The sequence below is a fragment of the Vannielia litorea genome, assembly GCF_019801175.1.
Taxonomy (GTDB): Bacteria; Pseudomonadota; Alphaproteobacteria; order Rhodobacterales; family Rhodobacteraceae; genus Vannielia; species Vannielia litorea_B.
In genome coordinates this window covers 48327-72469 of record NZ_JAHVJR010000001.1, presented here as the reverse complement: position 1 = coordinate 72469, position 24143 = coordinate 48327, and the positions used below count along the sequence as shown (strand labels likewise).

The following is a 24143-nucleotide window of genomic DNA, read 5'->3' as shown; positions in this document are numbered from 1 at the left end:
GACCCATCTGGGGAGGGCATGTCACCAAGGGGCCTAAGGAGGGCCGAGAGCATGTTTGAAAATCTGTCCGAACGTCTCTCCGGCGTATTCGATCGGCTGACCAAGCAGGGCGCCCTCTCCGAGGATGACGTAAAAACAGCCCTCCGCGAGGTCCGCGTCGCGCTGCTGGAGGCCGACGTCTCCCTGCCTGTGGCCCGCGACTTCGTGAAAGCGGTGCAGGAAAAGGCTACCGGCCAGGCCGTGACAAAATCGGTCACCCCCGGCCAGCAAGTGGTGAAGATCGTCCATGACGAGCTGGTGCATGTGCTGGAGGGCGAAGGCGAGCCCGGCGAGCTGAAGGTCGATAACGCCCCTGCCCCGATCCTGATGGTCGGTCTGCAGGGCGGCGGTAAAACCACCACCACCGCCAAGATCGCCAAGCGGCTGAAGGAGAAGCAGGGCAAGCGCGTGCTGATGGCCTCGCTCGACATCTACCGCCCCGCCGCCATGCAGCAGCTCGAGGTGCTGGGCCGCCAGATCGGGGTCGATACCCTCCCCATCGTCGAAGGCCAGACCGCCGTGCAGATCGCCAAGCGCGCCCAGCAGCAGGCGACGATGGGCGGCTATGACGTCTACATGCTCGACACCGCCGGTCGCCTCCAGATCGACGAAAAGCTGATGGGCGAGGTCGAAGACGTCCGCAACGCCGTCAAGCCGCGCGAAACGCTCCTCGTGGTCGATGGCCTCACCGGCCAGGTCGCCGTCGAGGTGGCCGAGGAGTTCGACGGCAAGATCGGCATCTCCGGCGTGGTCCTCACCCGGATGGACGGCGACGGTCGCGGCGGCGCGGCGCTTTCCATGCGCGCCGTCACCGGCAAGCCGATCAAGTTCGTCGGCCTCGGCGAGAAGATGGAGGCGCTCGAGGAGTTCCGCCCCGAGCAGATCGCCGGCCGGATCCTCGGCATGGGCGATATCGTGGCCCTCGTCGAAAAGGCGCAGGAGACCATCGAGGCCGAGCAGGCCGAGCGCATGATGAAGCGTTTCCAGAAAGGTCAGTTCAACATGAACGACCTGCGCATGCAGCTCGAGCAGATGCTCAAGATGGGCGGCATGGAAGGCATGATGAAGATGATGCCTGGCATGGGCAAAATGGCCAAGCAGGTCGAAGAGAGCGGCTTTGATGACACCATCTTCCGCCACCAGATCGCGCTGATCCAGTCGATGACCAAGAAGGAGCGGGCCAACCCCGGCCTGCTTCAGGCCTCCCGCAAGAAGCGCATCGCGGCAGGCGCCGGGCAGGAAGTCAGCGAGCTGAACAAGCTGCTGAAGATGCACCGGCAGATGGCCGACATGATGAAGAAGATGGGCAAGGGCGGCATGCTGAAACAGGCCATGAAAGGCATGTTCGGCAAAGGCGGCCCCTCGGAGGCCGAGATGGAGGCCGCGCGCGCCCAGATGGCTGGGGGCAAAATGCCCGCCGGTCTCGGCAAGGCCTTGGGTGGCATGGGCGGCGGTGGCCTGCCCGGCGGCCTCCCCGGCCTCGGCGGCGGCGCCCTTCCCCCCGGTCTCTCCGGCTTCGGCAAGAAGAAGTAAGCCATGACCACCGCCCCCACCCTGACCACCGAGCGCCTGCGCCTGCGCCCCTATCGGATCGAGGATTTCGAGACGATCGCGGCGCTCATGGCCAGCGACTGGTCGGTGCATATGGGCGGCCCGTTCACCCACGAGCAGACATGGGCCTATTTCGCCTCCGAGGTCGCCAACTGGCCGCTCCGGGGCCACGGCGGCTGGTCGGTCGAGCTGGCCGACGGCACCTTTGCCGGGCAGGTCTCGGTCAACCGCATGGCCCATTGGCCCGAGACCGAGTTGGGCTGGACGGTCTGGCCAGCCCATGAGGGCAAGGGCATCGCCTTCGAGGCCGCGCAGGCCGCGCGTGATTGGGCCTTCGGGCCGGGCGGCCTCTCTACCCTCGTCAGCTACATCGCCCCCGGCAACGCCCGCTCCGTCGCCCTCGCCCGCCGTCTTGGCGCCGTGGATGACGCCGAGGCCCCCCTCCCCGAGGGCGAAACCCGCGCAGACACCCACGTCTACCGCCACCCAAAGCCGGAGCACGCCTGACATGCCCGCGCCCCACGAAACCCCGATCCCCGGCGCCGCCGCCCGGCTGGCCGCGCAGGTCTCGGCCATGCTGCCGGTGGCCGACACCGCCCGCACCCGGCTGCGCCCGGCCACGCTGACCGACTTCGACACCTACGCCGAGATCGCCTGCGACCCGGTGCGCGGGCGCGGTCTCGGCGGGCCGGTGGGCCGTAACGAGGCCTTCCGCGACTTCGCCGCAATGGTCGGCTGCTGGCTGCTGCGCGGCCACGGCCTTTGGGCGGTGATGCACGAGGGCGCGCTGGCCGGTTTCGTCCAGATCGGTTTCGAGCCGGGTGACGAGGAGCCCGAGCTGGGCTGGTTCTTCACCGAGGCGCATGAGGGCAAGGGCCTTGCACGCGAGGCCGCCGAGGCCGCGCGCGAGATCGGCTTCTGCCTGCTCGGCCTGCCCTCGATGGTCAGCTACGTCGACAGCTTCAACAGCCGCTCCAATTCGCTGGCCAAGCGACTGGGTGCCGACCGCATCCCCTCGCCCAACCCGGATCTCTTCATCTGGCGTCACCGGAGGCCGGAATGACCGATATCCCGACGCTGGAAACCGAGCGCCTCATCCTGCGCGCGCCCGACATGGGCGATTTCGAGCCCTTCGCGGCCTTCTACGCCTCCGACCGCGCCAAGTATGTCGGCGGCCCGCTGAACCGCGAAGGCAGCTGGCGTATGCTCGCCATGGAAATCGGCCACTGGACGCTGGCAGGCTTCGGCCGCTGGATCGTCGATGTGAAAGGCGGCGCCAAGACGGCAGGCCTCGTCGGCCTCTTCGCCCCCGAAGGCTGGCCCGAGCCGGAGATCGGCTGGGATCTCTTCGCAGGCCACGAGGGCCGCGGCTATGCCACCGAGGCCGCGCTGGCCGCCCGCGCCTATGCCTACGACGTGCTGGGCTGGCAAACCGCCATCAGCCTCGTGAAGCCCGGCAACCAGGCCTCCGCCCGTGTCGCCGAGCGCATGGGTGCCCGCCCCGATGGCGACTTCGCCCACGAGCGCCACGGCACCGTGCACATCTGGCGCCACCCCGGCCCGGGAAGCTCCACCGAGGGCGGCATGGAGGCCTACGCATGAGCCTCGCCACCGTGAACATCCCGGTCGTCGAGACCGAGCGCCTCCTGCTGCGCGCCAACCGCGAGAGCGACTTCGAGGCCTATCTGGCCTTTGACGCCTCCGAGCGCTCGCACTGGGTTGGCGGGCCGATCGACCGCTGGACATCTTGGCGCAAGTTCCTGAGCACGCTCGGCCACTGGGCACTGCACGGCTACGGCCTCTGGACCGTCGAGATCAAGGACACCGGCGCGGTCGCCGGGCGCGTCGGCTTCAACAACCACGACGGCTGGCTTGAGCCCGAGATCGGCTGGTCGATCTTCGACGGCTTCGAGGGGCAGGGCATCGCCCGCGAGGCGGCAGAGGCGGCGCTGGCCTACGGCGCCCGCCACTTCGGCATCGACGGCCCGATCAGCTACATCCACCCCGACAACACCCGCTCCGCCGCCCTGGCCGAACGGCTGGGCGCGCACCGCGAGCGCGAGGTGGAGTTTTTCAACGCCCCCTGCGTGGTCTGGCGCCACCCCCGTCGCACGGAGGCCGCCGCATGACCGACGCTGCAACCTTCTCCGGCAACCCGCTGGAAAACCCGCTCACCATCCCCGGCCCCCGCCCGGTGACGATCCCCACGCTGGAGACGACCCGCCTCCGGCTGGAGCCGCCCGCGCCCGAGGATTACCCGAACTTCAAGGCCACCTTCGCCTCCTACCGGTCGCGCTTCATGGGTGGCCCGCTCAATCCTTACGAAAGCTGGATGCTCTACGCCGCCGAGATCGGCCACTGGCAGATCCGCGGCTTCGGCATGTGGATGATCCACCTGAAGGACACCGGCGAAACCGTCGGAATGGCCGGCGGCTGGGCGCCCGCAGGCTGGCCCGAGCGCGAGATCGCATGGATCATCTGGCCCGAGAAGGCCGGCAAGGGCTTTGCGCTGGAGGCGACCGACCGGGCGCGCCGCTACTTCTACCACGATCAGGGCTGGGACGGCGCCGTGAGCTACCTCGACCCGCATGACCTCTCCTCGATCAAGCTGGCCGAACGGCTGGGCTGCAAGAAAGACAAGGAAGCGCCCTCCATCGGCAACGACGAGGCCGCCGTCTACCGCCACCCCAGCCTCGAAGCGCTGCGCACCACCCAGTTGGGCGACGGCATCGCGCTGGAAATCGAACACCACATCAACCCCATCTTCAAACCCAAGGGAGGCACCGTTGACTGATGACGCAACCCGCGCGGCAGAGCTGCTGAAAGGCCACCGCGAAAGCATCGACCGGCTCGACGCCATCCTCGTCTACACCCTTGGCGAGCGCTTCAAGCACACCCAGGCCGTGGGCGTGCTGAAGGCGCAGCACGACCTTCCCGCGTCCGATCCCGCCCGCGAGGCGGTGCAGATCGCACGGCTCGAAGACCTGGCAAAACGGGCAGACCTCGACCCCGAATTCGCCAAGAAATTCCTGGAGTTCATCATCCGGGAAGTCATCAAACACCACGAGGAACACCAATCGTAGGTCGGGGCCTGTCCCGCACCTCACTCCCCATGCCATTCCAAAGGAGAACACCCCAATGGCCATGAAAATTCGTCTCGCACGCGGCGGCTCCAAGAAGCGCCCGTTCTACTCCATCGTCGCCGCCGACAGCCGGATGCCCCGCGACGGCCGCTTCAAGGAGAAGCTCGGCACCTACAACCCGCTCCTGCCCAAAGACAGCGAAGAGCGCGTCAAAATGAACATGGAGCGCGTGCAGTACTGGCTCGACCAGGGCGCCGAGCCGACCGACCGCATCAGCCGCTTCCTCGAAGCCGCTGGCGTTGTCGAGAAGAAAGAGCGCAACAACCCCAACAAGGGCAAGCCGGGCAAAGCCGCCACCGAGCGCGCTGAAGAGAAGGCCGCCAAGGCCGCTGCTGCCGCCGAGGCCGCCGCTGCTCCGGCCGAAGAGCCTGCCGAAGAGGCTGCTGCCGAAGAAAGCGCCGAGTAATCCGGCGATGGCCGCCGCGCCGCGCGACACGCCCGTGCGGGTGCCAGTGCGGGTGGTCGTCCACATGGGCTTTCACAAGACCGGGACGACCTCCGCCCAGCGGTTCCTGCGACGCAGCGGCAAACACCTCTGGCCAGTGATGGCCCTCGGGCTCCGGCAACAGCTGGAGCCCGTTCTCTTTGCAACCCGCGCCTTCTCCACATGGCGCGACCCGCTCTCGCTCGAAAAGCTGCGCCTGCGCTTCACCGCCTATCTCGACGGGCTGGAGCTGGGCCGCAAACGCGACCTGCTGCTCTCCTCCGAGGAGCTTGCAGGCCACATGGCGGGCCGCACCGCACTGCCCGACTATTCCGCCGTGCCCGAGATCGCCGAGGTGATCGAGGCCTGCCTGCTGGCGCAGTTTCCCGATGCCCGCATCACCTTCTTCTTCTCGCTCCGCGCCCCGGGCCCTTGGATGCAGAGCGCATGGGCGGAGCACGTGAAAAGCTCGCGAATGGTGCTCGATTTCGAGGAATTCTGCGCCGCCAATCCCGCCGCCGCCGATTTCGCGCCAGTGATCGAGGCCACCCGCGCCGTGCTGAATAGCCCGGTCGAAACCGCATCGCTCGAAGACACCGCCGCCACCCCCTTCGGCCCCGCCACCCCGCTGCTCGACCTCATGAATGTGCCGCAGGAGCGCCGCGCCCTGCTCGATCCGCCCCAGCACATGAACCAGCGCCGCGACCCCGCGCTGCTGCAGGCCCTGCTGGAGCTGAATCGCTCCGACATGGACGACACCGCGCTGAAGGCCGCCAAGGCCAAACTTCTGGGCCGCTGACCCGCCCGCGCCGCAGATCTGCCCAAGTGGCCCCGCCCGCAGCTTCCCCATTGCCCCGCCCTGCCCTTATCCACTAACTACCGCCCCATGTTCTGGCTTCTGCGCAAACTCCTCATCCCCGCCGCCGCCTTCGCCTTCGGCTATGCGGCCCATTGGCAACTCGCCGTCGATGCTTGCGATGCGGTGGGCGGCAACTACGGCGGCCACCTCTGCGCCGGAGACGGCAGATGAGCGCGGCCAAGGAGGCCGGGATGGTCTGCGTCGGCGCCATCGGCGGCGCATTCGGCGTGCAGGGCGAGGTGCGGCTCAAGAGCTTCTGCGCCGAGCCCACCGACATTGCCGAATACGGCCCCCTGTCCACCGAGGACGGCAAGCGCCAGTTCACCGTGTCGCTCACCCGCCCGCTCAAGGGCGCACTCGGAGCGCGGCTCACCGGCATCGCCAGCAAGGAAGAGGCCGACGCGCTCAAGGGCACCCGCCTTTACGTGGCGCGCACCCGTCTGCCAGCCCTGCCCGATGACGAGTTCTACTACTCCGACCTCATCGGCCTCACCGTCACCGACACAGGCGGCGAGGTGCTGGGCAAGGTGCTGGCGGTGCATGACCACGGCGCAGGCGACCTGCTGGAAATCCGCAGCGCAGGCGGCAGCGACAGCTTCCTGCTGCCCTTCACCCGCGAGGCCGTGCCCACCGTCGACCTCACCGCAGGCCGCCTCGTCGTCGACCCGCCCGAGGAAAGCTGAGGCCATGCGCCTCCGCCTCTTCTGGCTCGCCATCGCCGCGCTCTATGCCGCCCCCGTGGTGGCCGGCCTCTACGGCGCGGGCTGGGGCGCTGTGGCAGGCTTTGCGCTCATCTTCACCGGCTTCAACGCCCTGATGGAGCGTATCCCCCCGCAACTGCCCCTCGCCGCGGCCTCCATCGCCGTGGTCGCCCTGCTGGCGCTGGTCACCGTCTCCGCCGGATGGGGTCTGCGCGCGCTCACCGGCTTCGGCGGCACCCTCCCCGCCTGGCCATGGCTCGCGCTGGGAGCTGGGGCCACCGCCCTCGCCCGCGCCGCCTTTCCGCCCCGGCTGACCCGCGAGATGGACCAGTTCCTCGATGAGGCCACCGACCAACTCGAAACCATGGCCGAGGAGCTTGGCGCGCTCGACGCCGCCGCCCCCGCCACCACGCTCGACGACGAGGCCGTGGCGCGGATGGAGGCCGCGCTCGATGCCCTGCCCCCCGATGCCGGGTCCGATAGCGTCGCCCGCGTCGTGCTCCCCCTCACCGATCAGGCCGCCCCCGCCGCGCTCTTCGACGCCGCCCTCGCCCGCGCCCAGGCCGCGCCCTGCCCGCGAGACCACGCCGCGCTGCACTGGGCCGCCGTGGCCGATGAGGCCATCGACCTTTGCACTGGCCAGCAGCAACTCGCCCGCGCCTTCGCCCACTTCACCGAGGCCGGGGATCACGAGGCGCTCTACCGCTTCTCCGGCGCTGCGATCCGCCTCATCCATGATGACCCCCACGCCTGGCGCGACATGCCCGAAAGCGGCGAGATCATCCGCGTGGCGCTGGCGGTTGAGGCCGACAACCCCGCGCTGGGCGAGGAACTGGCCGGGCTGGGCCGTGCGATGATGGAGCTGGAGCGCGAGGCCGATGGCTAGCCTCACCCCCGAGCTGGGCTGCACCGATGCCGCCGCCTCCGCGGCCTTCTACACTGATCACCTCGGCTTCAACCTCGACTACGCCCGCCCCGGCCAGGGCTTCTACCACCTCTCCCGCGAGGGCAGCGCCGTGATGCTCGAACAGCTTTCCCCCGAAAGCTGGGCGCTGGCCCCGCCCGAGCCGCCCCTAGGCCGCGGCATGCACCTGCAAATCCTCATCGCCGATGCCCCTGCGCTCGCCGCCCGCCTCACCGCGCAGGGCCTGCCGCTCTTTCGCCCGCTGGAAGAAGCGTGGTATCGGGACGGCGCCCGCTTTCACGGGCAAACCCAATTCGTGGTGGCCGATCCCGACGGCTACCTGCTGCGCTTCGCCTCTTCGCTTGGCACCACCCACGAGCGCCCGACCACAGGCAGGATCGTCGAATGAGCGACACACCCAAAAGTCACGGCGCAAAATCCCACGGCCGCCTCTCCATCTCCGCCTCCCGCACCCCGCGTGACCTGATGGGCCCCGGCCCGCGCCTCGCCACGGCCTGGACCGCCAAGATCATCACCCTCTTCCCCGAGGCCTTCCCCGGCGTGCTCGGCCACTCGCTCACCGGGCGGGCGCTGGAAGAGGGCAAATGGGCGCTGGAGACCCTGCGCCTGCGCGACTACGGCAAGGGCAAGCACCGCAACGTCGATGACACGCCCGCAGGCGGCGGCGCGGGCATGGTGCTGCGCGCCGACGTGGTGGGCGAGGCGCTGGAGGATGCCGCCCGCGGCACCCCGCCTGACCGCGGCGAATGGCCGGTGCTCTACGCTTCCCCGCGCGGCAAGCCCTTCGATCAGGCGATGGCCCGCCGCCTCGCCGCCGGGCGCGGCCTCACCCTGCTCTGCGGTCGCTTCGAGGGGGTGGACGAACGGGCGCTGGAGGAGTTCGGCGTCGAAGAGGTCAGCCTTGGTGACTTCGTGCTGACCGGCGGCGAGATCGCCGCGCAAGCGATGCTCGATGCCACCATCCGCCTGCTCCCCGGCGTGCTCGGCAACGAGGCCTCCACCGAAGAGGAGAGCCACTCGAACGGCCTGCTCGAACACCCGCAATACACCAAGCCCGCCACATGGCGCGGGCGCGAGATTCCGCAGGTGCTGCTCTCGGGCCACCACGGGCGCATCGCCGACTGGCGCCGCGAGACGAGCGAGGCCCTCACCGCCGCGCGCCGCCCCGACCTGTGGCGAAAGTACCGGGGCGAGGGCTGACGGCCCGGCCGTCCGGGCCGCAACCCAAACCGGCTGAACAGAGCGTTTCCGCCTTCAGGCCCTGACGCCCCATGGCTGCCACCCTCTTGCCGCCTTTCACGGGCAAAAAATCCGGTGAAAGAACCGGAAGACCTGAAGACAGTGAAAGACAAACTCGCCCAACTGCCCCTTGCCACCAAAGCGGTGCTGATCACGCCCGCCGCGCTGCTGCTGGTGTTGCTCGTCATCACCACGCCCGCCCTCGGCATCCCCCTCGTGCTGGCCCTGCTGGCCTTCGCCTGCCCGCACCTCTTCAGCCCCCGCTGGTGGAAAAGCCTCGCCCGGCCACCGCGGTGAGCCGCCCGCCCCACGCGGGCCACGAAACCCCTTGATCCAAAGCCCCCAAGCCCCTAAACAGCGCCGGTCTGCGGGCGGAATCGCCTGTCGGACCGTTTGGGCATTGGCAAAGGCCAAACCGGACGACCTGCAAGTAACAGTGGCTGAACCCTTCGGCGGGCGCATATCGGCGGACCCGGCATAAAACCCGAAGCTCTGAGGCACGCCAAACCTCCGTGGCATACCACGGGCAACATAGGAGTGGATCAGATGGACCTGATCGCTGAACTGGAGGCCGAACAGGTTGCCTCCCTCGGGAAGGACATTCCCGATTTCAAAGCCGGCGACACTGTGCGCGTCGGCTACAAGGTGACCGAGGGCACCCGTACCCGCGTTCAGAACTACGAAGGCGTGTGCATCTCCCGCAAGAACGGCGCGGGCATTGCCGGCTCGTTCACCGTGCGCAAGATTTCCTTTGGCGAAGGCGTCGAGCGGGTCTTCCCGCTGCACTCGACCAACATCGACAGCATCGAAGTGGTGCGTCGTGGTCGCGTCCGCCGCGCCAAGCTCTACTACCTCCGCACCCGCCGCGGTAAGTCCGCGCGGATCGCCGAGGTGACCAACTACAAGCCGCTCGGCGGCGCCGAGGCTTAAGGAGCAGAGACCATGAAAAAAGACCTGCATCCCGAGTATCACACCATCGACGTCAAGCTGACCAACGGCGACGTGGTGCAGATGAAATCGACCTGGGGCGCCGAGGGCGACACCCTGTCGCTCGACATCGACCCCTCCGTTCACCCGGCCTGGACCGGCGGCAACGCCCGCCTGATGGACACCGGTGGCCGCGTGTCGAAGTTCAAGAAAAAATACGAGGGCCTCGGCTTCTGAGCCACCTCCCCTCTGTAAGATCAAACGCCGCCCCGGACCTCCGCGGGCGGCGTTTTCATTTTCTGAACTCGTTGCGCCAGTCGACCCCGCCGTCGATCTCGTCGACCCGCGCCTCCACCGGGCAGCCCGCCGCGCTGCACCGGTCGTAGTCGCACAGCCGGCACAGGTGCCGCCCGTGAGCGCGGGAGCGCAGGGCACCGGCCAGCATCTTGTCCATCAGATCGGCAAGTTGCGCCTGCTCCTCCGGCGCGAGTGGCGCCACCAGCTGCTCCATCGCCGCCCGCCGCGCTTCCAGCACCCGCTCCACAGTGGCCTCCCCCGCCTCGGTCAGCCCCAACGGCACCGTCCGCCCCCGCGCTGGCCCGCGCCGAACCAGCCTCCGGTTCTCCAGCCCGCGCAGGAGGCGTGCCACCGCCGGTTGCGAGAGGCCGAGGATGCCATGCAGCGCATGGGCGATAACGCCGGGCCGAAACCGGATCGCCGAGAGCACCGCCGCCTCATGGGCGCTGACATTGCCCAAGGCGGTGCTCGCCCGGTCTTCGACCAGGCTCACAAAGGCTCCGATCCGGTTGCTGTCCATTGGCCTGTCCCGGCCCATTCGCAAGGTGACTGATCCGCAATCAATAACAGATGCATGTTTTGCAAGATAGTTGCCAGAATTACTTCTTCGGGAAAATTAATGTGCGCAACACAGCTTTGGATTGAAATTCATTTCGTCGCCCCGTAACTTTGTTTGAAGGGCAAACAATTTCGGGTGCCTGCAGCCTGGCACAAATGCTGGAGCCTCCGGCTGCACCACACCCGACGGGAAGCATGACGGAAGAGGACGATTTCAGCGCACGCCTGGACGTGTTGCGCCGCGCCGAACGTGTGCGCAGCCCGGAGTTCGTGGCACGCATCCTCCTGATGCTCATCGGGACGGCAGCCGGAACGCTGCTCCTCGATCTGACCTTCCTGCCCTACTGGCTCGCCAGCTACTACAGCATCGTCGCGCTCGAAAAGACCGTCCTCGGCCTCTGGCCCCACGCCCAATCCCGCCGGTTCTTCTACTTCATGGTCGCCATCTCGGCGCTGATCGCTACGGCCTATGCCACCCTGCCGGTCTACCTCTGGCTTCACCCCGACCCGACCCTGAAGTTCGGCGCCATGGTGCTGCTGGTCGGCGCGGTGCTGAACGTCTTCTTGGTCCGCGCCCGGGTCTGGCAGATCTCGGCGGCCTACATGGTGCCCCTCGGCCTCGCCTTCCTGATCATCGCCGCCTCCACATGGCAAAGCCCCGGCGGCGGCGCGCTGTTCTACACCTCGGTCATCCTCGCCTTCTCGATCATCGGCTACCTGCTCGTCGCCGTGTACGAGGCCAATCAGGCCTATGCCAAGTTTCTGGAAACACAGCGACAATTCTTTCAGGCCCAGAAGATGGAGGCCATCGGCACCCTCGCGGGCGGCATCGCGCATGACTTCAACAACCTGCTCAGCGTGGTGCAGGGCAACCTCGAACTGATGGACATCACCGAGGAAGAAGAGGCGCGCCACGCCTGCGCCCGCGAGGCGCTCACCGCCTGCTGGCGCGGGGCGGCGCTGACCCGCCACTTGCTCGCCCTCGGGCGCACCTCCATGCTGGAGCCCCGGCGGATCGACCCGGCCCACGCGCTCTTCGAGGTCGAGCGTCTGGTGCGCCGTGTGGTGCCCGCCTCCATCGGCCTGAGCGCGGAGGCCGAACCAGACCTGCCGCAGATCCTCGCCGATGAAACCACCCTGCAAGCGGCGCTGCTGAACCTCGCCATCAACGCCCGCGATGCCATGCCCGAGGGCGGCTCAATGCACTTCGAGGCCCGGCACCTGCCCACCTCCGCCGCCCGCCCGGCCTTCCTGCCGCCCAAGGATTTCGTCGCCCTCTCGGTGACCGACAGCGGCGGCGGCATCCCGCCCGACGCGATCGACAAGATCTTCGATCCCTTCTTCTCCACCAAGCCCAAGGGGCGCGGCACCGGGCTGGGGCTGGCGATGGTCGAGGGCTTCGCCCGCCAATCCTCCGGCCACGCCCATGCCGAATCGCAGCCCGGCAAGGGCAGCCGCTTCACCCTCTACCTGCCCGCCCGCAGCCAAACGACCGTGCCGCCGACCGCGCAAAAGGCTCAAACTGCTGAACGCGCCCAGCCCGTGGGCAAGCGCGCCGCCGTCTGAGCACGGCGGCAATCCGCAGCTTGCGCCGCCCGCGCACGGCGCTACCCTCCGGCCATGCGCCCCGCCCGCTCCCTCACCCTCGCCCTTGTGCTCTCCGCCCTCGCCCTGCCCGGCGCAGGCCAGAGCGGCCCGCCCGCACTGCCCGCCGACATCTTCGCCCATCTCACCGCCAACCGCTGGGCCTTCCCCGATGTGGCCGAGATGCACTGCGACGAGAACCCCCACACGATCACCTTCAACGAGGAGCGCACCAAGAGCTGGTTCGACTGGCAGGGACCGATGATCAACTACCTCGGCGAGACCGACCAGCAAGGCAGTTACGACGTGCTGGAGAGTGATCCCGAGGAGGGCACGATCACCATGTATCTGCACGGCGAACAGCGGGTGACAGACGAGGGCAGCCCGGTGGTCTGGATTCTGCGGCTGATCGACGGCGGCGAGGCCTATTGCTGGGACCGGACCGATTGGTCACCCCCGCGCTGCACCCACCTGCACATCCGCTGCCAGCCCCCCGCACCGATCAGCTAATCCAGCTCTCGAAATTCCCGTCTCAGGCCTGACCCGCGTCCACCGCACCGCGCAGCGCCTCCGGCAACCGCACAGGCCGCCCGCCCGTGCCCATTGCCACCAGCGTCACCTGCGCCTCGAACAGCGCCACACCATCCTTCATCACGCTCTGCGCCAGCACCATCCGCGCCGCCGTCCGGCTGGCCACCTCGGTCTGCACCTCCAGCGCATCGCCCAGCCGCGCGGGCGCCAGAAAATCCGCCTCGATCCGCCGCACGGCAAAGACCAGCCCGGCCTCGCGCATCGCGTTCTGATCCACCCCCAGTCCGGCCACCCAGTCCGAGCGGGCGCGTTCGATGAACTTCAGGTAATTGGCGTGATAGACAAAGCCCGAAAGGTCGGTGTCTTCGTAGTAGACTTCGCAGGCAAACCGATGGCTCATCGCCCCAGCCTCGCCGCCAGCCGCAGCGCATGGCTCGGGTCGCTCGCCGCCACCGGCATCACCGGGTCATAGCCCGCCACGATCACCTCCGCGATCTCCGGGCGCAGCACCGCCCGCCCGTCCACCAGCCCCAGCGGCGAGGCGCCCGCAAAGGCGCCCTCGCCCCAGTCCAGCATCACCTGCACCATCTGCGACAGCGCCAGCGCCTCCGCCGACATGGCCGAATTCTCCGCATCCATCCGCACAAAGACAAACCCGGCCCGAATGGCCCCCTCCGCCTCAAAGCGGAACGCGCGGTAGCTTGAAGCCCCTGCCCGCTCCAGCCGCTCCACCAGCCCGTCCAGCCCGGGGATCATCCCGCCAAGGTCCGGCACGGCCAGCAGCTCGTCCCACTCCCGGAAGAAGAAGAAAAACAGGTTCGCGCCCTGGTCATGGTCCATCTCGGCCATCTTGTGGCCCGCCATCGCCACCACAGCCTCGCAGGCGCCTTTCACCACCGCCAGCGTCTCGTCCTCGACGCCAAAGACGATCGGCACGATGGGCCGCTGCCAGCGGGCAAAGTGGTAGGTTCCGTCTGCGCGGGTGAAGAGGCGGGCGATGTCATCGGGGCTCATGGCCCGGTTGTGCCAAAGCAGGCGCGTCGCGGCAAGCCGGGGCTTATCCGCAGCGCGTGTACTTCAGCGGCCCCGGCAGGTCGGTGTTGCCATAGGTCCGGCGGATCAGCGTGTCGCCGCCATCCTGCCCGTCCAGCACCATGTCGCTCTGCCAAGTCTGTCCTTCGCCTTCAAAGGCAAAACTCGCGCGGATCCGCGAGGCATCGCGCTCATGCACCTCGCCCAGCACCGCCCGGCTTTCGTAAAACTGCACCGTGGTCTCGCCCACCCGCATCAGCCCCTTGGCGGCTGCGCCACCCTCGCAATCCAGCGCCGTCAGCGCCCAATTGCCCTGCAGGCGCGTGGGGATGCCCGCCTCCTCCTCGCCCACAACGGGCACGCAGGCGGCAAGGCCCAAGAGGGCGGTGGCAAGAAGGGTGTCGCGCATGGGGTCTCTCCGTCAGGCGCAGGTCAACGCCGCGCGCGGGCGGAGGTTCCTCAGGTAAACAGGTCGCCCGGCCCGCTCGGCGGCGCAAGGCCAAGATGGCTCCACGCCCGGCTCGCCAGCGCCCGCCCGCGCGGGGTGCGCTGGATCAGCCCCTGTTGCAGCAAATAGGGCTCGATCACTTCCTCGATCGCGTCCCGGCTCTCCGAGAGCGCCGCCGAGAGCGTTTCCACCCCCACAGGCCCGCCCTGATAGGCCTCCGCGATGAGGCTCAGGTAGCGCCGGTCTGCGCCGTCGAGCCCCAGCTTGTCCACCCCCAGCCGGGTCAGCGCCCCGTCTGCGATGGCCCGCGTGATCCGCCCGTCGCCCTCGACCAGCGCAAAATCCACCACCCGCCGCAGCAGCCGCCCGGCAATCCGCGGCGTGCCCCGCGAGCGGGCCGCGATCTCATGCGCGCCGTCCTCGTCGCAGGGAATGTTCAACAGCCGCGCGCCCCGCATGGTGATGCTATGCAGCTCTTCCACCGTGTAAAACTGCAACCGCGTCGGAATGCCAAAGCGGTCGCGCAGCGGCGTTTGCAACAGCCCCAGCCGTGTGGTCGCCCCCACCAGCGTGAACGGCTCCAGCTCGATCCGCACCGACCTTGCCGCCGGTCCCTCACCGATCACCAGATCGAGCGCGAAGTCCTCCATCGCCGGGTAGAGCACCTCTTCCACCACCGGGTTCATCCGGTGGATCTCGTCGATGAAGAGCACATCGCGCGGCTCGAGGTTTGTGAGGATCGCCGCCAGGTCGCCCGCCCGCGCCAGCACCGGGCCGGAGGTCATCCGAAAGCCCACACCAAGCTCCTTGGCCATGATCTGCGCCAGCGTCGTCTTGCCGAGGCCAGGGGGGCCATGAAACAGCGTATGGTCCATCGCCTGCCCGCGCCGCTTGGCGCTTTCGATGAACACCTTCAGGTTCGCCCGCGCCTCCGCCTGCCCGGTGAAATCATCGAGCGTTTCGGGCCGGAGCGCGCCGGAGGCCGTATCCTCTTCGCGCGGCTCTGGGCGCAGGGTTGGGTCTGGCTCGCTCATGTGTTCAATCCAAACCGCTTGGTGTGCAATCTGTGCATCCACGTTTGCTCAAGCGCTGTGATCTCCTCGATAGGTGTGTCGGGAGAAACGCGCTCCAATATTGAGAACCGAAAGTTCGCCGGGTTGCGTTGTTGGAGCTGGACAGTAACGCCATGATCCCTCCTTACATGCGACCTCCAGCGGCTCAGGAGGTTTTCTGCTCCATACGCAGAACCCACGTAACGAGCTCCGTCGGTTTCGTCGACGATAAGGTAGATCCCTCTCCACTCCCGTAAACGTGCTTCTTGATTAGGGCTGATCACACGCAACTCGGGTCCAGTCATACACCATTCCCGCCATGCCGGCGGAAGCGGGTCGAACATTGAGATGGATGAAAGCTCAACAATCTCGGGATCGAGGTTCTCCGCCAACCGCACATAGCTTTGAGTGCGGCGAGGCGAGATCATCAGCCGACCAACAAGATCACTCATATGATCGGTAAGTGAGAAGTCGAACACCGAGTAATCCGCGCGCAATTTGTAGTCCAAGCCCAAATCGTCGGACAGCACCCGAACATGGTCCTTCGCGGTATCCCAGAAGGCACTCGGAGACCCCTCGGTCTCGACTCGATATACCCCGGCAAGCGCAGAGCGTTCATCGTGGAGGCCCACGAAGGAGACTGCAAAGTTCCGGTTCCGAAGCGTGGCAGCGGCATTTCCCTTGTGCGTACGCTGATAGGTTTCGAAGAGTGCACGTTGATTGCCAACGAGGCCGGGCAGGAGCCTCCGGAAATTTGGTTCGCGTGGCGTATGTAGAATGACCGCGCAGTCTGAAGGGTCTATCCCGCAAGAACGCAGTATGTCGTTGAGCTTAATCACCCCTTCGGTGCCAGCAGCTTCAGCGCGGCCCGGATCAGCGCGCCGGAGTCCTCGCCCTCCGCCTGCGCCACCGCTTGCGCGGCCTCGCTCTGCCCGTAACCAAGATTCACCAGCGCCGAGAGCGCATCGGCCTGGGCCTCGGCTCGTCCGCCCGCCGCTGGTGCCGGGGCGGCCGCGCGGGTTGGCGGGGGCGCATCAGCCTCAACCACCTCCACCGGCTCCGGCTGGAGCGCGCCGCCCCCGAAGGACCCCATCGCCATGACGCCCGCCGCCTTCTCCTTCAACTCGTTCACCACGCGCGCGGCCAGCTTCGGCCCCACGCCGGGTGCCGATTTCACCGCCGCCGCATCACCCAGTGTGATCGCCCGGCCCACGCCCTCCGGCCCCAGCGTGCCGAGGATCGCGAGCGATACCTTGGCTCCCACGCCCTGCACGGAGGTCAGCAGCCGGTGCCACTCCTTTTCCAGCAAGGTCGGAAAGCCGAAGAGTTGCAGGTTGTCTTCCCGCACCAGCAGGTCGGTATAGAGCGCCACCGCCTCACCCGGCCCGGGCAGCGCGGCCAGCGTCCGCTCTGAGACGTAAACAAGATAGCCCACGCCGCGCACGTCGATCAGCACATGGTCGGAAGCGCGGTAATCCAGCCGCCCGGCGATCCGCCCGATCATCCTGCCGCCCTCAGCGCGGCGGCGAGCTTCGAAGCGCCCGGCCCGGAATGATGCGAATGACAGATCGCAATCGCCAGCGCATCGGCGGCATCCGCGCCCGCGACCTTCGCACCCGGAAAGTAATGCGCGACCATATGGGCAATCTGCCCCTTGGCCGCGTGGCCGGTGCCCACCACCGCCTTCTTCACCGTGTTCGGCGCGTATTCGCCCGGCGCCAGCCCGGCCTCTGCCAGTGCCAGCAGGGCCACGCCGCGGGCCTGCCCCAGCTTCAAGGTGCTCTGCCCATCCCGGTTGACGAAGGTTTCCTCGATCGCCGCCGCTTCCGGCGCGAACTCCGCGATCACCTCGCTGAGCGCCCGAAAGAGCGATTGCAGCCGCAACGCCAGCGGCGCGGCAGAATCACTGTGGCAAATCCCGTTGGCAACATGGCGCATCCGGCTTCCTTCGGCCTCGATCACGCCCCAGCCAAGGTTCCGCAGGCCCGGATCGACCCCGATGATACGCATGCTCGCCCTCTCGAATGCCCGCAATTCACGGCGCTTTTGAACGAGTTAGCACGAAACGTGAACAATCCCAAGCGCCAATGCATGCGGCCCGCCCCTCCACATGGCCCGTTTCCGACACCCCGCAGGCCGGAAACGGCACTTTCCGCAGGCCCGCGTCACGGAAATTTCACAATAGTTTCCAGTCGGTTACGAGATACATGACCCATGCATAAATTGCATGGCGGGCATGTTTTAACTGCGCTTGTTAATTGTGCAGCCCGCTTCTAATTGAGCCTCAGAATGCAGCGGTAACAGAACCGCCCCTCCCCTATCCGCGCCTAGAAGGACTGACCCGATGGCATATTTTGACCCGACCACCCGCGCCTCCGGCAGCACCCTCGCCGGCAAGATCACCGCTTTCCTGACCCGCCCCGCCGGCGCTTTCGCCGACTGGAACGATCGCCGCGTGACCCGCAAGGCCCTTTCCAAGCTCACCGACCGCGAGCTGGATGACATCGGCCTGAGCCGCTCCGAGATCGCAGACATCTGAACTCTCCCTGTCATTGTGACAGAACTTGAAAGGGCGGCTCCCTGTGGGCCGCCCTCTTTTTGTCTGCGATGTGATGGCCCGTCTCGGGCCGCCGTCTCGGGCCGTCGTCTCAGGCCGGTTCGCGCAACCGCTCGACCAGCACCACCAGCGCGCCAGTCACCGCGTCGATCTCGCCCATCGCGTCCACCCGGTCCAGCAGGCCCTTGCCCTCGTAGTAGCCGATGAGCGGCGCGGTCTGGGCGTGGTAGGCCTCCAGCCGTGCGGCCACCGTCTCCGCTTTGTCATCGGCGCGGCGCTTCATCTCGGTGCCGCCACAGGCATCGCACACGCCCTCCACCGCAGTCGGCTTGAAGCTGTCGTGGTAGCCCTCGCCGCAGGCACCGCAGGTGAAGCGACCGGCGATCCGCTCGACCATCGCGGCATCGTCCACCTCCATCGAGATCGCGCCCGTCACCCGCTCGCCGTGGGCCGCCAGCATCTCGTCCAGCGCCTCGGCCTGCACCGTGGTGCGCGGGAACCCGTCAAGGATCACCCCGCCCGCCACATCCGGCTCGGCCAGCCGGTCGGCGAGAATATCCAGCACGATCTGGTCGCTGACGAGGCCGCCCGCCTCCATCACAGCCTTCGCCGCACGGCCCGCCTCGGTGCCAGCGGCCACAGCCGCGCGCAGCAGGTCGCCGGTCGAAAGCTGCACAAGGCCAAAGCGCTCCTCCAGCCGCCGCGCCTGCGTGCCCTTGCCCGCGCCCGGCGGGCCGAGCAAAATCAGCACCGGCCGTGTGTTCTTGTCTGCGCCCATGGTGTCCTCCATTGCCGTGGTTGACCTTTGGTTAACACGAAAGCGTGAGCGCCCCGCTGCGGCAAAACCGCCCCACGGCATACCATTGCACACCGTTCACCCGGGCACGAAAAAGGGCGCCCCGCAGAGCGCCCTTTCCCAAAATCCGGTCCGATCAGGCCTTTTTCAGGCTGTCGCGGATCTCCAGCAGCACGTCCAGTTCGGAGGGGCCGGTTTCCACCTCGGGGGCCACCTCTTCCGGCTTCTCGGCCAGCGCCTTCACCTTGTTGACGTAGCGCACCAGCATGAACACCACGAAAGCGATGATCAGGAAGTTGATCACGGCCATCGCGAAGGAGCCCCATGCAAACACGTTGGCCCCGCCTTCGCGGGCGGCCTCCAGCGAGGTGCCCTCGGCCACGTCGCCGCTCAGCACCACGTAGTTGTTGGTAAAGTCCAGACCGCCGGTGAACAGGCCGATGATCGGGTTGATCAGGTCAGCCACCATCGAGCTGACGATTGCCGTGAAGGCGGCACCGATGATGATACCCACCGCCATGTCCATCACATTGCCCTTGGCAATGAAATCCTTGAATTCTTTCATCATGTGACTGTCCCTCTCTTACTCATTTTCCGCACTGTTTTGCTTGGCCCCCTCCGAGGCTGTGCGGCTTTTAACGCTTATCCTGCATTTTTGAAGCTTTTTTTCGCAATCGTTGACGCTACGTAGCCAGAAACTGAACAATCAGGGACCCACTCGATGACAGACCTTTCCGAATTCGCCGTCACCAAACGTTGGCCGGTGGAAGACCCTTCCAAGCTGCAACTCTTTTCCTTCCCCACGCCCAACGGCCGCAAGATCGGCATCGCGCTGGAGGAGATGAGCCTGCCCTACGAGGCACACCGCGTCACCGTGTCGGACGCCGATGTGAAAAGCCCCGAGTTTCTCAGCCTGAATCCCAACAACAAGATCCCCGCGATCATCGACCCTGATGGCCCGGGCGGCAAGCCGCTGGCGCTCTGGGAGAGCGGCGCGATCCTGACCTATCTCGCTGAAAAGACAGGCAAGTTCTACGGCGAGAGCGGCACCGGAAAGCACGTGGTCAACCAATGGCTGATGTGGCAGATGGGCGGCCTCGGCCCGATGCTCGGCCAGCTCGGCTTCTTCTACAAGTTCGCCGGCAGCAAGATCGAAGATCCCCGCCCCCGCGAGCGTTACGTCGGCGAGGCCAAGCGCCTGCTCGGCGTGCTCGATGGCCAGCTCGAGGGCAAAGACTGGATCGCCGGTGACTACTCCATCGCCGACATGGCCATCGTGCCCTGGCTGATGGGGCTGGAGTTCTACGGCGCCGAGGAGGTCGTGGGGCTGAACGACCTCAAGCGGGTCACCGCCTATATCGAGCGCTTCAAGGCCCGCCCCGCCGTTCAGGCCGGGCTCAACGTGCCGCCGCGCGAGGGCTGATCGCTCCCTGCTGCGCTTCGGGCCCCGGTCCGGGGCGCAGCCCGCCTAGCGGTGCATCCACGTGCGGCGAAAGCTGTCGACCGATTTCATCAGGTTGCAGGCCGCGATCGTGCGGGTCGCGGCGGGCCGCGGAAAGATCCGCACATGCCGCCTCCCCTCCACCATCAGCAGCCGGTAACGATAGCGCGTCACCGCGCCCGCCACCTCCCGTGCCACGGTGATCTTGCCAAAGCGCGTCTCGCTCTGCGCCACCACCCGGCAACTCCGCCCCGCGCCGGGCCGGGCGCAGGTCGCTGCCGTGTTCTTGGCCGTCCAGGCAAAGGTCTTGCCGTCATGGGTGAGATGCACCGTGGCGAGGTAATTCTCGTTCAGATACTCGAACGCTCCGCTGCCCCCCGGCAGGCTCGTCAACTGCCCGGCAGGCGCGTCGAGCGCGGCGAACATGCCTTCTGACATGGGCAGGGAAATATCGCAGGCGAGCGCGGGCCATGCGAGCAGCGCGGCGCAAATCGACGCCACTGACGTGCGGGCCATAAAGGGCCTCCTTGAAACCAATCGGGTTTCAAACGCACAGGCCCGGCACCGGGTTCCGTGTCTTTCTCACATTTTTGCGTGCGTCACGCAGGTGCCGCAGGGTCAGCCCCGCAGCACCCCACCCGTGGCCTTGGTGACCTTCTCCACCACCTTGGCGGCGACACCGGCGATATCCTCGTCGGTCAAGGTCTTTTCCGAGGGCTGCATCCGCACCGTGATCGCAAGGCTCTTCTTGCCTTCGCCAAGGCTGCCGCCGATGAACTGGTCGAACAGGCGCACATCCTCGATCAGCGCCTTGTCGGCCCCGCGGGCGGCGTTCATCAGGTCCATCGCGGCCACATCCGCATCGACGACAAAGGCAAAGTCGCGCTCGACGGCCTGAAGATCGGCCATCACTACCGCGCCCCGCGAGGCGCCCTTGGCCTTCTTCGCCGGCACCGCCTGCGGCCAGATGGTGAAGCCCACAGCCGGGCCCTTCACATCCATCTCCCGCAGGATGCGCGGGTGGATCTCGCCAAACACGGCCAACACGTTTTTGCCCAGCGCCATTACCGAGGAGCGGCCCGGATGCCACCAGTCGCTCGCCTCCCGGCGAAACTGCACCCGCTCCGGCGCGCCCAGCGCCGCCAGCACGGCCTCGCAATCGGCTTTGGCGTCGTACACATCCACGTCCCGGCGGGCGCCGAAGCTGTCCCGCGGGCCGGTCGCGCCCACCAGCAGCCCGGTCGCCAGCATGTGCTGCTCGCCCGGCTCGCCCCCGTGGAAGGCCGCGCCAACCTCGAACAGCGCCATATCGCCCAGCCCCCGCGCCTGATTGCGCGCGGCGGCCTGCAGCAGGCCCGGCAGCAGTGCGGGCCGCATATGGCTCATCTCGCTCGAAATCGGGTTCTCCAGCCGGGTCGCCTCATCGCCGCCGTTGAAGAGCTTGGCCGTCGCCTCGTCGATGAAGCTGTAGGTCACGCATTCATTGTAGCCCAGCGCCGCAATCGTGCGCCGCGCGATCCGCTCGCGCTGCTGGCTCTCGGTCAGGATCGGCTTCGGCACGCCCGGCGCAACCCGCGCCATCGGCTTCCCGACAAGCCCGGTGAGCGAGGCAATCCGCGCGACCTCTTCCACAAGGTCCGCCTCGCCCTTCACGTCAGGCCGCCAGCTCGGCACCTGTGCCATGTCACCGTCCATGACAAAGCCCAGCGCTTCCAGCGAGGCCCGCTGCGTGGCTTCGAGGATGTCCATGCCCACGAGCGACGAGCAGCGCGCGGCATCCAGCTTGTAGGCACGGCTAACATCCGGCACCGCGCCCGCCTCGATCAGCTCGCTCGGCTCACCGCCGCACAGCTCGAGGATCATCGCCGTGGCATCATCCACTGCCTGCCGGTTGTAGCCCGGATCAATCCCGCGCTCGTTCCGATACCGCGCGTCCGAGTTGATCTTCAGCGCCCGCCCGGTCATCGCGATCTGCACGAAATCCCAATAGGCCGCCTCGAGGATCACATCCGTGGTCTCCTCGGTGCAGCCGGACTCCTCGCCGCCCATGATCCCGGCCACGCTCTCAACGCCATTGTCGTCGGAGAACACCAGCGCCCCCTCGGGCATGGCATAGGTCTTGCCGTCCAGCGCCAGCAGTTCCTCACCGCCCTTGGCGCGGTGAATGAGCAGATCGCCCTTCACCTTGCCGCCGTCGAACACGTGCAGCGGGCGGTTGCGGTCGTAGGTGAAGTAGTTGGTGATATCGACCAGCGCCGAGATCGGTCGCAGCCCGATGGCCCGCAGCTTCTTCTGCAGCCATTCCGGCGAGGGGCCGTTCTTCACGCCCTTGATGTAGCGGCCCTGAAACACGTGGCAGCCGTCTGCCGCGTCCTCGGCGATGGTCACATTCACCGGGCTGGCGAACGTGCCCTCGATCTCGTGCTGCTCCAACGGCTTCAGTTGGCCGAGCCCCCGCGCTGCGAGGTCGCGGGCAATGCCATGCACGCCCAACGCATCGGGCCGGTTGGGGGTGATCGCAATCTCGATCACCGGGTCCACCGCCTCGGGGCGGTTGGCCGCGAGCCAGTCGGTAAAACGGTCGCCCACCTCGCCGCTGTCCAGCTCGATGATCCCGTCATGCTCGTCGGAAAGCTCCATCTCGCGCTCCGAGGCCATCATGCCGTGGCTCTCGATCCCGCGGATCTTGCCCACCTGAATCGTGGTGTCGATCCCCGGCACGTAAGTCCCCGGCTTGGCCACCACCACGGTGATCCCCTCCCGCGCATTCGGCGCACCGCAGATGATCTGCGTCTCGCCCTCGTCGGTCAGCACCTTGCACACCTTCAGCCGGTCGGCATCGGGGTGCTTCTCGGCGGCGATCACCTTGCCGATGGTAAAGGCCGTGAGCCGGGAGGCCGGGTCTTCGACCCCCTCCACCTCGAGGCCGAGATCGGTCAGCGCGTCGAGAATGTCGTCAAGGCTCGCATCCGTCTCCAGGTGCTCCTTGAGCCAGCTCAGGGTGAATTTCATCGGGTCGTCCTCAAGAGTTTCGCGCGCGGTTTAGCGCATTGCCGGGAGGGGGGAAAGGGCGCGGCGGCGGTGGGTCCGTTTCCCGGCCCGCTGCGCGCCGCGGGCGCCCTCGCTACCGCTCCACCCGTTCCGCCAGCTCCTCGTAGCGCCCCATCCGCAGCAGCTTCACCTCCCGCGCCAGCCGGATCGCCGGCTTGGCAAGGAACAACCCCGACCCGATGGTGAAGAGCCACACAGCCGGGGTTTCCGCCGCCGGCCAGAAGAACAGCACCGACCCGACCAAAAAGCAGATCGCCGCGCCAAAATCGACCGCCGTATAGGCCAGCTCATACAGCGCATAAACCCGCCGCGTGGCGTGGCTTCTCTCCCGGTTCTCATGGCGAAACAGCTTCATTCCAAGGCTCCATTCCTGTGTCGCGCCCGGGTCTACCCTCCGGCCCGCGGCAACACAAATCCGCCGCCTTTGCCCCACTTTCGCCACAATTGCGCCCTATCAAGGGCGTGAACCGGTGGGGGCCGATTCATCGACGGATACCTGGGGGTTTCCTATGCTGTCGTCTGTACTCGACTCCCTCGGCGGTTTTCTCCGCCCACTTGCGATTGCCGTGCTCGTTCTCATCGGGCTGGGGTTTATTTCAAACGCCCCTGATGGCGCCGGTGGCACGACCTGTCGCCAGTTCACCAACAATATCGAGTTGAACCGCGCACTCTGCCGGATGAACCCGGCCCGGATCTGGAATACGCCTGTGGCCGACCTGATCCCCGGCCTGCGCCCCGAAAGCGCAGAGCCCGGGCAAAAGGCCGCCACCAACTAGGCGTCGCTGCCCGCCCCGCCCTGCCTTCGCCCTCCGCCGATTTCCTCGTTTCCGGCCGTGTGCGATACGCAGGGCGGGGCGGTGTTTGCCTGTGGCGAAACAATGCGCCGCCCGGCGCCCTGACTGTTTCCAGAAAAATTCCATCAACCTGCCCGCATTCTGCCCTTTTCCCGAGGCTAGATGACGCTGCGACACCCGGAAAACCGGGGCGC

The 24143-nt window shown here is 67.2% G+C and carries 35 protein-coding genes; 22 read left to right on the top strand and 13 right to left on the bottom strand.

The window, feature by feature from the left end:
- The first annotated feature begins 51 nt into the window (after nucleotides 1-51).
- The 17 genes from ffh to rpmE all read left to right on the top strand — a co-directional run bounded on the left by ffh (nucleotide 52) and on the right by rpmE (nucleotide 10045).
- Nucleotides 52-1572, top strand: coding sequence for a signal recognition particle protein (gene ffh / locus KUV38_RS00440; protein WP_222468168.1), 1521 nt, complete (start codon nucleotides 52-54; stop codon nucleotides 1570-1572).
- Nucleotides 1573-1575: 3 nt separating this feature from the next.
- On the top strand, nucleotides 1576-2097 hold the full coding sequence (locus KUV38_RS00435) for a GNAT family N-acetyltransferase (protein WP_222468167.1): 522 nt from the start codon (nucleotides 1576-1578) through the stop codon (nucleotides 2095-2097).
- Nucleotide 2098: 1 nt separating this feature from the next.
- A complete protein-coding gene (locus KUV38_RS00430) occupies nucleotides 2099-2653 on the top strand; it encodes a GNAT family N-acetyltransferase (RefSeq protein ID WP_222468166.1) in 555 nt (184 codons plus the stop codon).
- Nucleotides 2650-3192: a GNAT family N-acetyltransferase gene (locus KUV38_RS00425; protein ID WP_222468165.1), complete on the top strand. Its 543-nt coding sequence runs from the start codon at nucleotides 2650-2652 to the stop codon at nucleotides 3190-3192. The genes KUV38_RS00430 and KUV38_RS00425 overlap by 4 nt, the downstream gene beginning before the upstream one ends.
- A complete protein-coding gene (locus tag KUV38_RS00420) occupies nucleotides 3189-3719 on the top strand; it encodes a GNAT family N-acetyltransferase (protein ID WP_222468164.1) in 531 nt (176 codons plus the stop codon). The genes KUV38_RS00425 and KUV38_RS00420 overlap by 4 nt, the downstream gene beginning before the upstream one ends.
- A complete protein-coding gene (locus tag KUV38_RS00415; RefSeq protein ID WP_222468163.1) occupies nucleotides 3716-4384 on the top strand; it encodes a GNAT family N-acetyltransferase in 669 nt (222 codons plus the stop codon). The genes KUV38_RS00420 and KUV38_RS00415 overlap by 4 nt, the downstream gene beginning before the upstream one ends.
- Nucleotides 4377-4673, top strand: a complete 297-nt coding sequence (locus tag KUV38_RS00410; RefSeq protein ID WP_222468162.1) for a chorismate mutase — start codon at nucleotides 4377-4379, stop codon at nucleotides 4671-4673. Before KUV38_RS00415 ends, KUV38_RS00410 begins: the two co-directional genes overlap by 8 nt.
- A gap of 55 nt (nucleotides 4674-4728) precedes the next feature.
- The gene (rpsP, locus tag KUV38_RS00405) at nucleotides 4729-5139 is read left to right on the top strand and encodes a 30S ribosomal protein S16 (RefSeq protein WP_222468161.1); all 411 of its coding nucleotides are present in this window, start codon (nucleotides 4729-4731) and stop codon (nucleotides 5137-5139) included.
- A 7-nt stretch (nucleotides 5140-5146) separates the two neighbouring features.
- Entirely contained in the window at nucleotides 5147-5956 is an 810-nt protein-coding gene (locus KUV38_RS00400; protein WP_222468160.1) for a hypothetical protein, read from the top strand.
- A gap of 87 nt (nucleotides 5957-6043) precedes the next feature.
- Entirely contained in the window at nucleotides 6044-6187 is a 144-nt protein-coding gene (locus KUV38_RS00395; protein WP_222468159.1) for a hypothetical protein, read from the top strand.
- Nucleotides 6184-6699 carry a ribosome maturation factor RimM gene (rimM, locus tag KUV38_RS00390; RefSeq protein ID WP_222468158.1) on the top strand — a complete coding sequence of 172 codons (516 nt, stop codon included), beginning with the start codon at nucleotides 6184-6186 and terminating at the stop codon, nucleotides 6697-6699. The genes KUV38_RS00395 and rimM overlap by 4 nt, the downstream gene beginning before the upstream one ends.
- A 4-nt stretch (nucleotides 6700-6703) precedes the next feature.
- The gene (locus KUV38_RS00385; protein ID WP_222468157.1) at nucleotides 6704-7603 is read left to right on the top strand and encodes a hypothetical protein; all 900 of its coding nucleotides are present in this window, start codon (nucleotides 6704-6706) and stop codon (nucleotides 7601-7603) included.
- A complete protein-coding gene (locus KUV38_RS00380) occupies nucleotides 7596-8030 on the top strand; it encodes a bleomycin resistance protein (RefSeq protein ID WP_222468156.1) in 435 nt (144 codons plus the stop codon). The genes KUV38_RS00385 and KUV38_RS00380 overlap by 8 nt, the downstream gene beginning before the upstream one ends.
- A complete protein-coding gene (gene trmD / locus KUV38_RS00375) occupies nucleotides 8027-8842 on the top strand; it encodes a tRNA (guanosine(37)-N1)-methyltransferase TrmD (protein ID WP_222468155.1) in 816 nt (271 codons plus the stop codon). The genes KUV38_RS00380 and trmD overlap by 4 nt, the downstream gene beginning before the upstream one ends.
- Before the next feature lie 141 nt (nucleotides 8843-8983).
- Complete coding sequence (locus tag KUV38_RS00370; RefSeq protein ID WP_222468154.1) at nucleotides 8984-9178, top strand: hypothetical protein; 195 nt, start codon at nucleotides 8984-8986, stop codon at nucleotides 9176-9178.
- Between the two features lie 249 nt (nucleotides 9179-9427).
- A complete protein-coding gene (gene rplS, locus KUV38_RS00365) occupies nucleotides 9428-9811 on the top strand; it encodes a 50S ribosomal protein L19 (RefSeq protein ID WP_222468153.1) in 384 nt (127 codons plus the stop codon).
- A gap of 12 nt (nucleotides 9812-9823) precedes the next feature.
- Nucleotides 9824-10045, top strand: coding sequence for a 50S ribosomal protein L31 (gene rpmE / locus KUV38_RS00360; protein ID WP_222468152.1), 222 nt, complete (start codon nucleotides 9824-9826; stop codon nucleotides 10043-10045).
- Between the two features lie 55 nt (nucleotides 10046-10100).
- Here rpmE and KUV38_RS00355 read toward each other — a convergent pair whose 3' ends face one another.
- The gene (locus KUV38_RS00355) at nucleotides 10101-10625 is read right to left on the bottom strand and encodes a MarR family winged helix-turn-helix transcriptional regulator (protein ID WP_222468151.1); all 525 of its coding nucleotides are present in this window, start codon (nucleotides 10623-10625) and stop codon (nucleotides 10101-10103) included.
- 233 nt (nucleotides 10626-10858) lie between these two features.
- On the opposite strand from KUV38_RS00355, the gene KUV38_RS00350 reads away from it, so the two are divergent.
- Together KUV38_RS00350 and KUV38_RS00345 are read left to right on the top strand one after the other, a co-directional pair.
- Nucleotides 10859-12229 carry a sensor histidine kinase gene (locus tag KUV38_RS00350; RefSeq protein WP_222468150.1) on the top strand — a complete coding sequence of 457 codons (1371 nt, stop codon included), beginning with the start codon at nucleotides 10859-10861 and terminating at the stop codon, nucleotides 12227-12229.
- A gap of 54 nt (nucleotides 12230-12283) precedes the next feature.
- On the top strand, nucleotides 12284-12757 hold the full coding sequence (locus tag KUV38_RS00345) for a hypothetical protein (RefSeq protein WP_222468149.1): 474 nt from the start codon (nucleotides 12284-12286) through the stop codon (nucleotides 12755-12757).
- Nucleotides 12758-12779: 22 nt separating this feature from the next.
- Here the strand turns inward: KUV38_RS00345 and ybgC are convergent, their stop codons facing one another.
- The 7 genes from ybgC to ruvC all read right to left on the bottom strand — a co-directional run bounded on the left by ybgC (nucleotide 12780) and on the right by ruvC (nucleotide 17320).
- On the bottom strand, nucleotides 12780-13178 hold the full coding sequence (gene ybgC, locus KUV38_RS00340) for a tol-pal system-associated acyl-CoA thioesterase (protein WP_222468148.1): 399 nt from the start codon (nucleotides 13176-13178) through the stop codon (nucleotides 12780-12782).
- Complete coding sequence (locus KUV38_RS00335) at nucleotides 13175-13792, bottom strand: hypothetical protein (RefSeq protein ID WP_222468147.1); 618 nt, start codon at nucleotides 13790-13792, stop codon at nucleotides 13175-13177. The genes ybgC and KUV38_RS00335 overlap by 4 nt, the downstream gene beginning before the upstream one ends.
- Nucleotides 13793-13835: 43 nt before the next feature.
- A complete protein-coding gene (locus KUV38_RS00330) occupies nucleotides 13836-14219 on the bottom strand; it encodes a hypothetical protein (protein ID WP_222468146.1) in 384 nt (127 codons plus the stop codon).
- A gap of 50 nt (nucleotides 14220-14269) precedes the next feature.
- A complete protein-coding gene (ruvB, locus tag KUV38_RS00325; RefSeq protein WP_222468145.1) occupies nucleotides 14270-15292 on the bottom strand; it encodes a Holliday junction branch migration DNA helicase RuvB in 1023 nt (340 codons plus the stop codon).
- The gene (locus tag KUV38_RS00320; protein WP_222468144.1) at nucleotides 15289-15840 is read right to left on the bottom strand and encodes a GIY-YIG nuclease family protein; all 552 of its coding nucleotides are present in this window, start codon (nucleotides 15838-15840) and stop codon (nucleotides 15289-15291) included. Before KUV38_RS00320 ends, ruvB begins: the two co-directional genes overlap by 4 nt.
- A gap of 305 nt (nucleotides 15841-16145) precedes the next feature.
- The gene (gene ruvA / locus KUV38_RS00315; RefSeq protein WP_222468143.1) at nucleotides 16146-16814 is read right to left on the bottom strand and encodes a Holliday junction branch migration protein RuvA; all 669 of its coding nucleotides are present in this window, start codon (nucleotides 16812-16814) and stop codon (nucleotides 16146-16148) included.
- Nucleotides 16811-17320, bottom strand: coding sequence for a crossover junction endodeoxyribonuclease RuvC (gene ruvC, locus KUV38_RS00310; RefSeq protein ID WP_222468142.1), 510 nt, complete (start codon nucleotides 17318-17320; stop codon nucleotides 16811-16813). The genes ruvA and ruvC overlap by 4 nt, the downstream gene beginning before the upstream one ends.
- A 334-nt stretch (nucleotides 17321-17654) precedes the next feature.
- Between ruvC and KUV38_RS00305 the strand changes: the two genes are divergently transcribed.
- A complete protein-coding gene (locus KUV38_RS00305; RefSeq protein WP_222468141.1) occupies nucleotides 17655-17849 on the top strand; it encodes a DUF1127 domain-containing protein in 195 nt (64 codons plus the stop codon).
- A gap of 109 nt (nucleotides 17850-17958) precedes the next feature.
- On the opposite strand, the gene KUV38_RS00300 is transcribed toward KUV38_RS00305, so the two are convergent.
- Together KUV38_RS00300 and mscL are read right to left on the bottom strand one after the other, a co-directional pair.
- Entirely contained in the window at nucleotides 17959-18645 is a 687-nt protein-coding gene (locus KUV38_RS00300) for an adenylate kinase (RefSeq protein WP_261385105.1), read from the bottom strand.
- Between the two features lie 154 nt (nucleotides 18646-18799).
- Complete coding sequence (mscL, locus tag KUV38_RS00295) at nucleotides 18800-19231, bottom strand: large conductance mechanosensitive channel protein MscL (protein WP_222468139.1); 432 nt, start codon at nucleotides 19229-19231, stop codon at nucleotides 18800-18802.
- A gap of 153 nt (nucleotides 19232-19384) precedes the next feature.
- Here mscL and KUV38_RS00290 point away from each other — a divergent pair, with 153 nt between their 5' ends.
- The gene (locus tag KUV38_RS00290; RefSeq protein WP_222468138.1) at nucleotides 19385-20086 is read left to right on the top strand and encodes a glutathione S-transferase family protein; all 702 of its coding nucleotides are present in this window, start codon (nucleotides 19385-19387) and stop codon (nucleotides 20084-20086) included.
- 45 nt (nucleotides 20087-20131) lie between these two features.
- Here the strand turns inward: KUV38_RS00290 and KUV38_RS00285 are convergent, their stop codons facing one another.
- From KUV38_RS00285 to KUV38_RS00275, 3 genes are all read right to left on the bottom strand, one after another.
- Entirely contained in the window at nucleotides 20132-20620 is a 489-nt protein-coding gene (locus KUV38_RS00285; protein WP_222468137.1) for a hypothetical protein, read from the bottom strand.
- A 102-nt stretch (nucleotides 20621-20722) separates the two neighbouring features.
- Nucleotides 20723-23116 carry a phenylalanine--tRNA ligase subunit beta gene (gene pheT / locus KUV38_RS00280; RefSeq protein ID WP_222468136.1) on the bottom strand — a complete coding sequence of 798 codons (2394 nt, stop codon included), beginning with the start codon at nucleotides 23114-23116 and terminating at the stop codon, nucleotides 20723-20725.
- 112 nt (nucleotides 23117-23228) lie between these two features.
- Nucleotides 23229-23510, bottom strand: a complete 282-nt coding sequence (locus KUV38_RS00275; protein ID WP_222468135.1) for a YrhK family protein — start codon at nucleotides 23508-23510, stop codon at nucleotides 23229-23231.
- A 211-nt stretch (nucleotides 23511-23721) separates the two neighbouring features.
- Between KUV38_RS00275 and KUV38_RS00270 the strand changes: the two genes are divergently transcribed.
- Nucleotides 23722-23931 carry a hypothetical protein gene (locus KUV38_RS00270; RefSeq protein ID WP_222468134.1) on the top strand — a complete coding sequence of 70 codons (210 nt, stop codon included), beginning with the start codon at nucleotides 23722-23724 and terminating at the stop codon, nucleotides 23929-23931.
- Nucleotides 23932-24143 lie beyond the last annotated feature (212 nt).

Coding starts and splice junctions, on each gene's coding strand:
- ffh (WP_222468168.1), top strand. CDS start 52: ATGTTTGAAAATCTGTCCGAACGTCTCTCCGGCGTATTCGATCGGCTG.
- KUV38_RS00435 (WP_222468167.1), top strand. CDS start 1,576: ATGACCACCGCCCCCACCCTGACCACCGAGCGCCTGCGCCTGCGCCCC.
- KUV38_RS00430 (WP_222468166.1), top strand. CDS start 2,099: ATGCCCGCGCCCCACGAAACCCCGATCCCCGGCGCCGCCGCCCGGCTG.
- KUV38_RS00425 (WP_222468165.1), top strand. CDS start 2,650: ATGACCGATATCCCGACGCTGGAAACCGAGCGCCTCATCCTGCGCGCG.
- KUV38_RS00420 (WP_222468164.1), top strand. CDS start 3,189: ATGAGCCTCGCCACCGTGAACATCCCGGTCGTCGAGACCGAGCGCCTC.
- KUV38_RS00415 (WP_222468163.1), top strand. CDS start 3,716: ATGACCGACGCTGCAACCTTCTCCGGCAACCCGCTGGAAAACCCGCTC.
- rpsP (WP_222468161.1), top strand. CDS start 4,729: ATGGCCATGAAAATTCGTCTCGCACGCGGCGGCTCCAAGAAGCGCCCG.
- KUV38_RS00400 (WP_222468160.1), top strand. CDS start 5,147: ATGGCCGCCGCGCCGCGCGACACGCCCGTGCGGGTGCCAGTGCGGGTG.
- KUV38_RS00395 (WP_222468159.1), top strand. CDS start 6,044: ATGTTCTGGCTTCTGCGCAAACTCCTCATCCCCGCCGCCGCCTTCGCC.
- rimM (WP_222468158.1), top strand. CDS start 6,184: ATGAGCGCGGCCAAGGAGGCCGGGATGGTCTGCGTCGGCGCCATCGGC.
- KUV38_RS00385 (WP_222468157.1), top strand. CDS start 6,704: ATGCGCCTCCGCCTCTTCTGGCTCGCCATCGCCGCGCTCTATGCCGCC.
- KUV38_RS00380 (WP_222468156.1), top strand. CDS start 7,596: ATGGCTAGCCTCACCCCCGAGCTGGGCTGCACCGATGCCGCCGCCTCC.
- trmD (WP_222468155.1), top strand. CDS start 8,027: ATGAGCGACACACCCAAAAGTCACGGCGCAAAATCCCACGGCCGCCTC.
- rplS (WP_222468153.1), top strand. CDS start 9,428: ATGGACCTGATCGCTGAACTGGAGGCCGAACAGGTTGCCTCCCTCGGG.
- rpmE (WP_222468152.1), top strand. CDS start 9,824: ATGAAAAAAGACCTGCATCCCGAGTATCACACCATCGACGTCAAGCTG.
- KUV38_RS00355 (WP_222468151.1), bottom strand. CDS start 10,625: ATGGACAGCAACCGGATCGGAGCCTTTGTGAGCCTGGTCGAAGACCGG.
- KUV38_RS00350 (WP_222468150.1), top strand. CDS start 10,859: ATGACGGAAGAGGACGATTTCAGCGCACGCCTGGACGTGTTGCGCCGC.
- KUV38_RS00345 (WP_222468149.1), top strand. CDS start 12,284: ATGCGCCCCGCCCGCTCCCTCACCCTCGCCCTTGTGCTCTCCGCCCTC.
- ybgC (WP_222468148.1), bottom strand. CDS start 13,178: ATGAGCCATCGGTTTGCCTGCGAAGTCTACTACGAAGACACCGACCTT.
- KUV38_RS00335 (WP_222468147.1), bottom strand. CDS start 13,792: ATGAGCCCCGATGACATCGCCCGCCTCTTCACCCGCGCAGACGGAACC.
- KUV38_RS00330 (WP_222468146.1), bottom strand. CDS start 14,219: ATGCGCGACACCCTTCTTGCCACCGCCCTCTTGGGCCTTGCCGCCTGC.
- ruvB (WP_222468145.1), bottom strand. CDS start 15,292: ATGAGCGAGCCAGACCCAACCCTGCGCCCAGAGCCGCGCGAAGAGGAT.
- ruvA (WP_222468143.1), bottom strand. CDS start 16,814: ATGATCGGGCGGATCGCCGGGCGGCTGGATTACCGCGCTTCCGACCAT.
- ruvC (WP_222468142.1), bottom strand. CDS start 17,320: ATGCGTATCATCGGGGTCGATCCGGGCCTGCGGAACCTTGGCTGGGGC.
- KUV38_RS00305 (WP_222468141.1), top strand. CDS start 17,655: ATGGCATATTTTGACCCGACCACCCGCGCCTCCGGCAGCACCCTCGCC.
- KUV38_RS00300 (WP_261385105.1), bottom strand. CDS start 18,645: ATGGGCGCAGACAAGAACACACGGCCGGTGCTGATTTTGCTCGGCCCG.
- mscL (WP_222468139.1), bottom strand. CDS start 19,231: ATGATGAAAGAATTCAAGGATTTCATTGCCAAGGGCAATGTGATGGAC.
- KUV38_RS00290 (WP_222468138.1), top strand. CDS start 19,385: ATGACAGACCTTTCCGAATTCGCCGTCACCAAACGTTGGCCGGTGGAA.
- KUV38_RS00285 (WP_222468137.1), bottom strand. CDS start 20,620: ATGGCCCGCACGTCAGTGGCGTCGATTTGCGCCGCGCTGCTCGCATGG.
- pheT (WP_222468136.1), bottom strand. CDS start 23,116: ATGAAATTCACCCTGAGCTGGCTCAAGGAGCACCTGGAGACGGATGCG.
- KUV38_RS00275 (WP_222468135.1), bottom strand. CDS start 23,510: ATGAAGCTGTTTCGCCATGAGAACCGGGAGAGAAGCCACGCCACGCGG.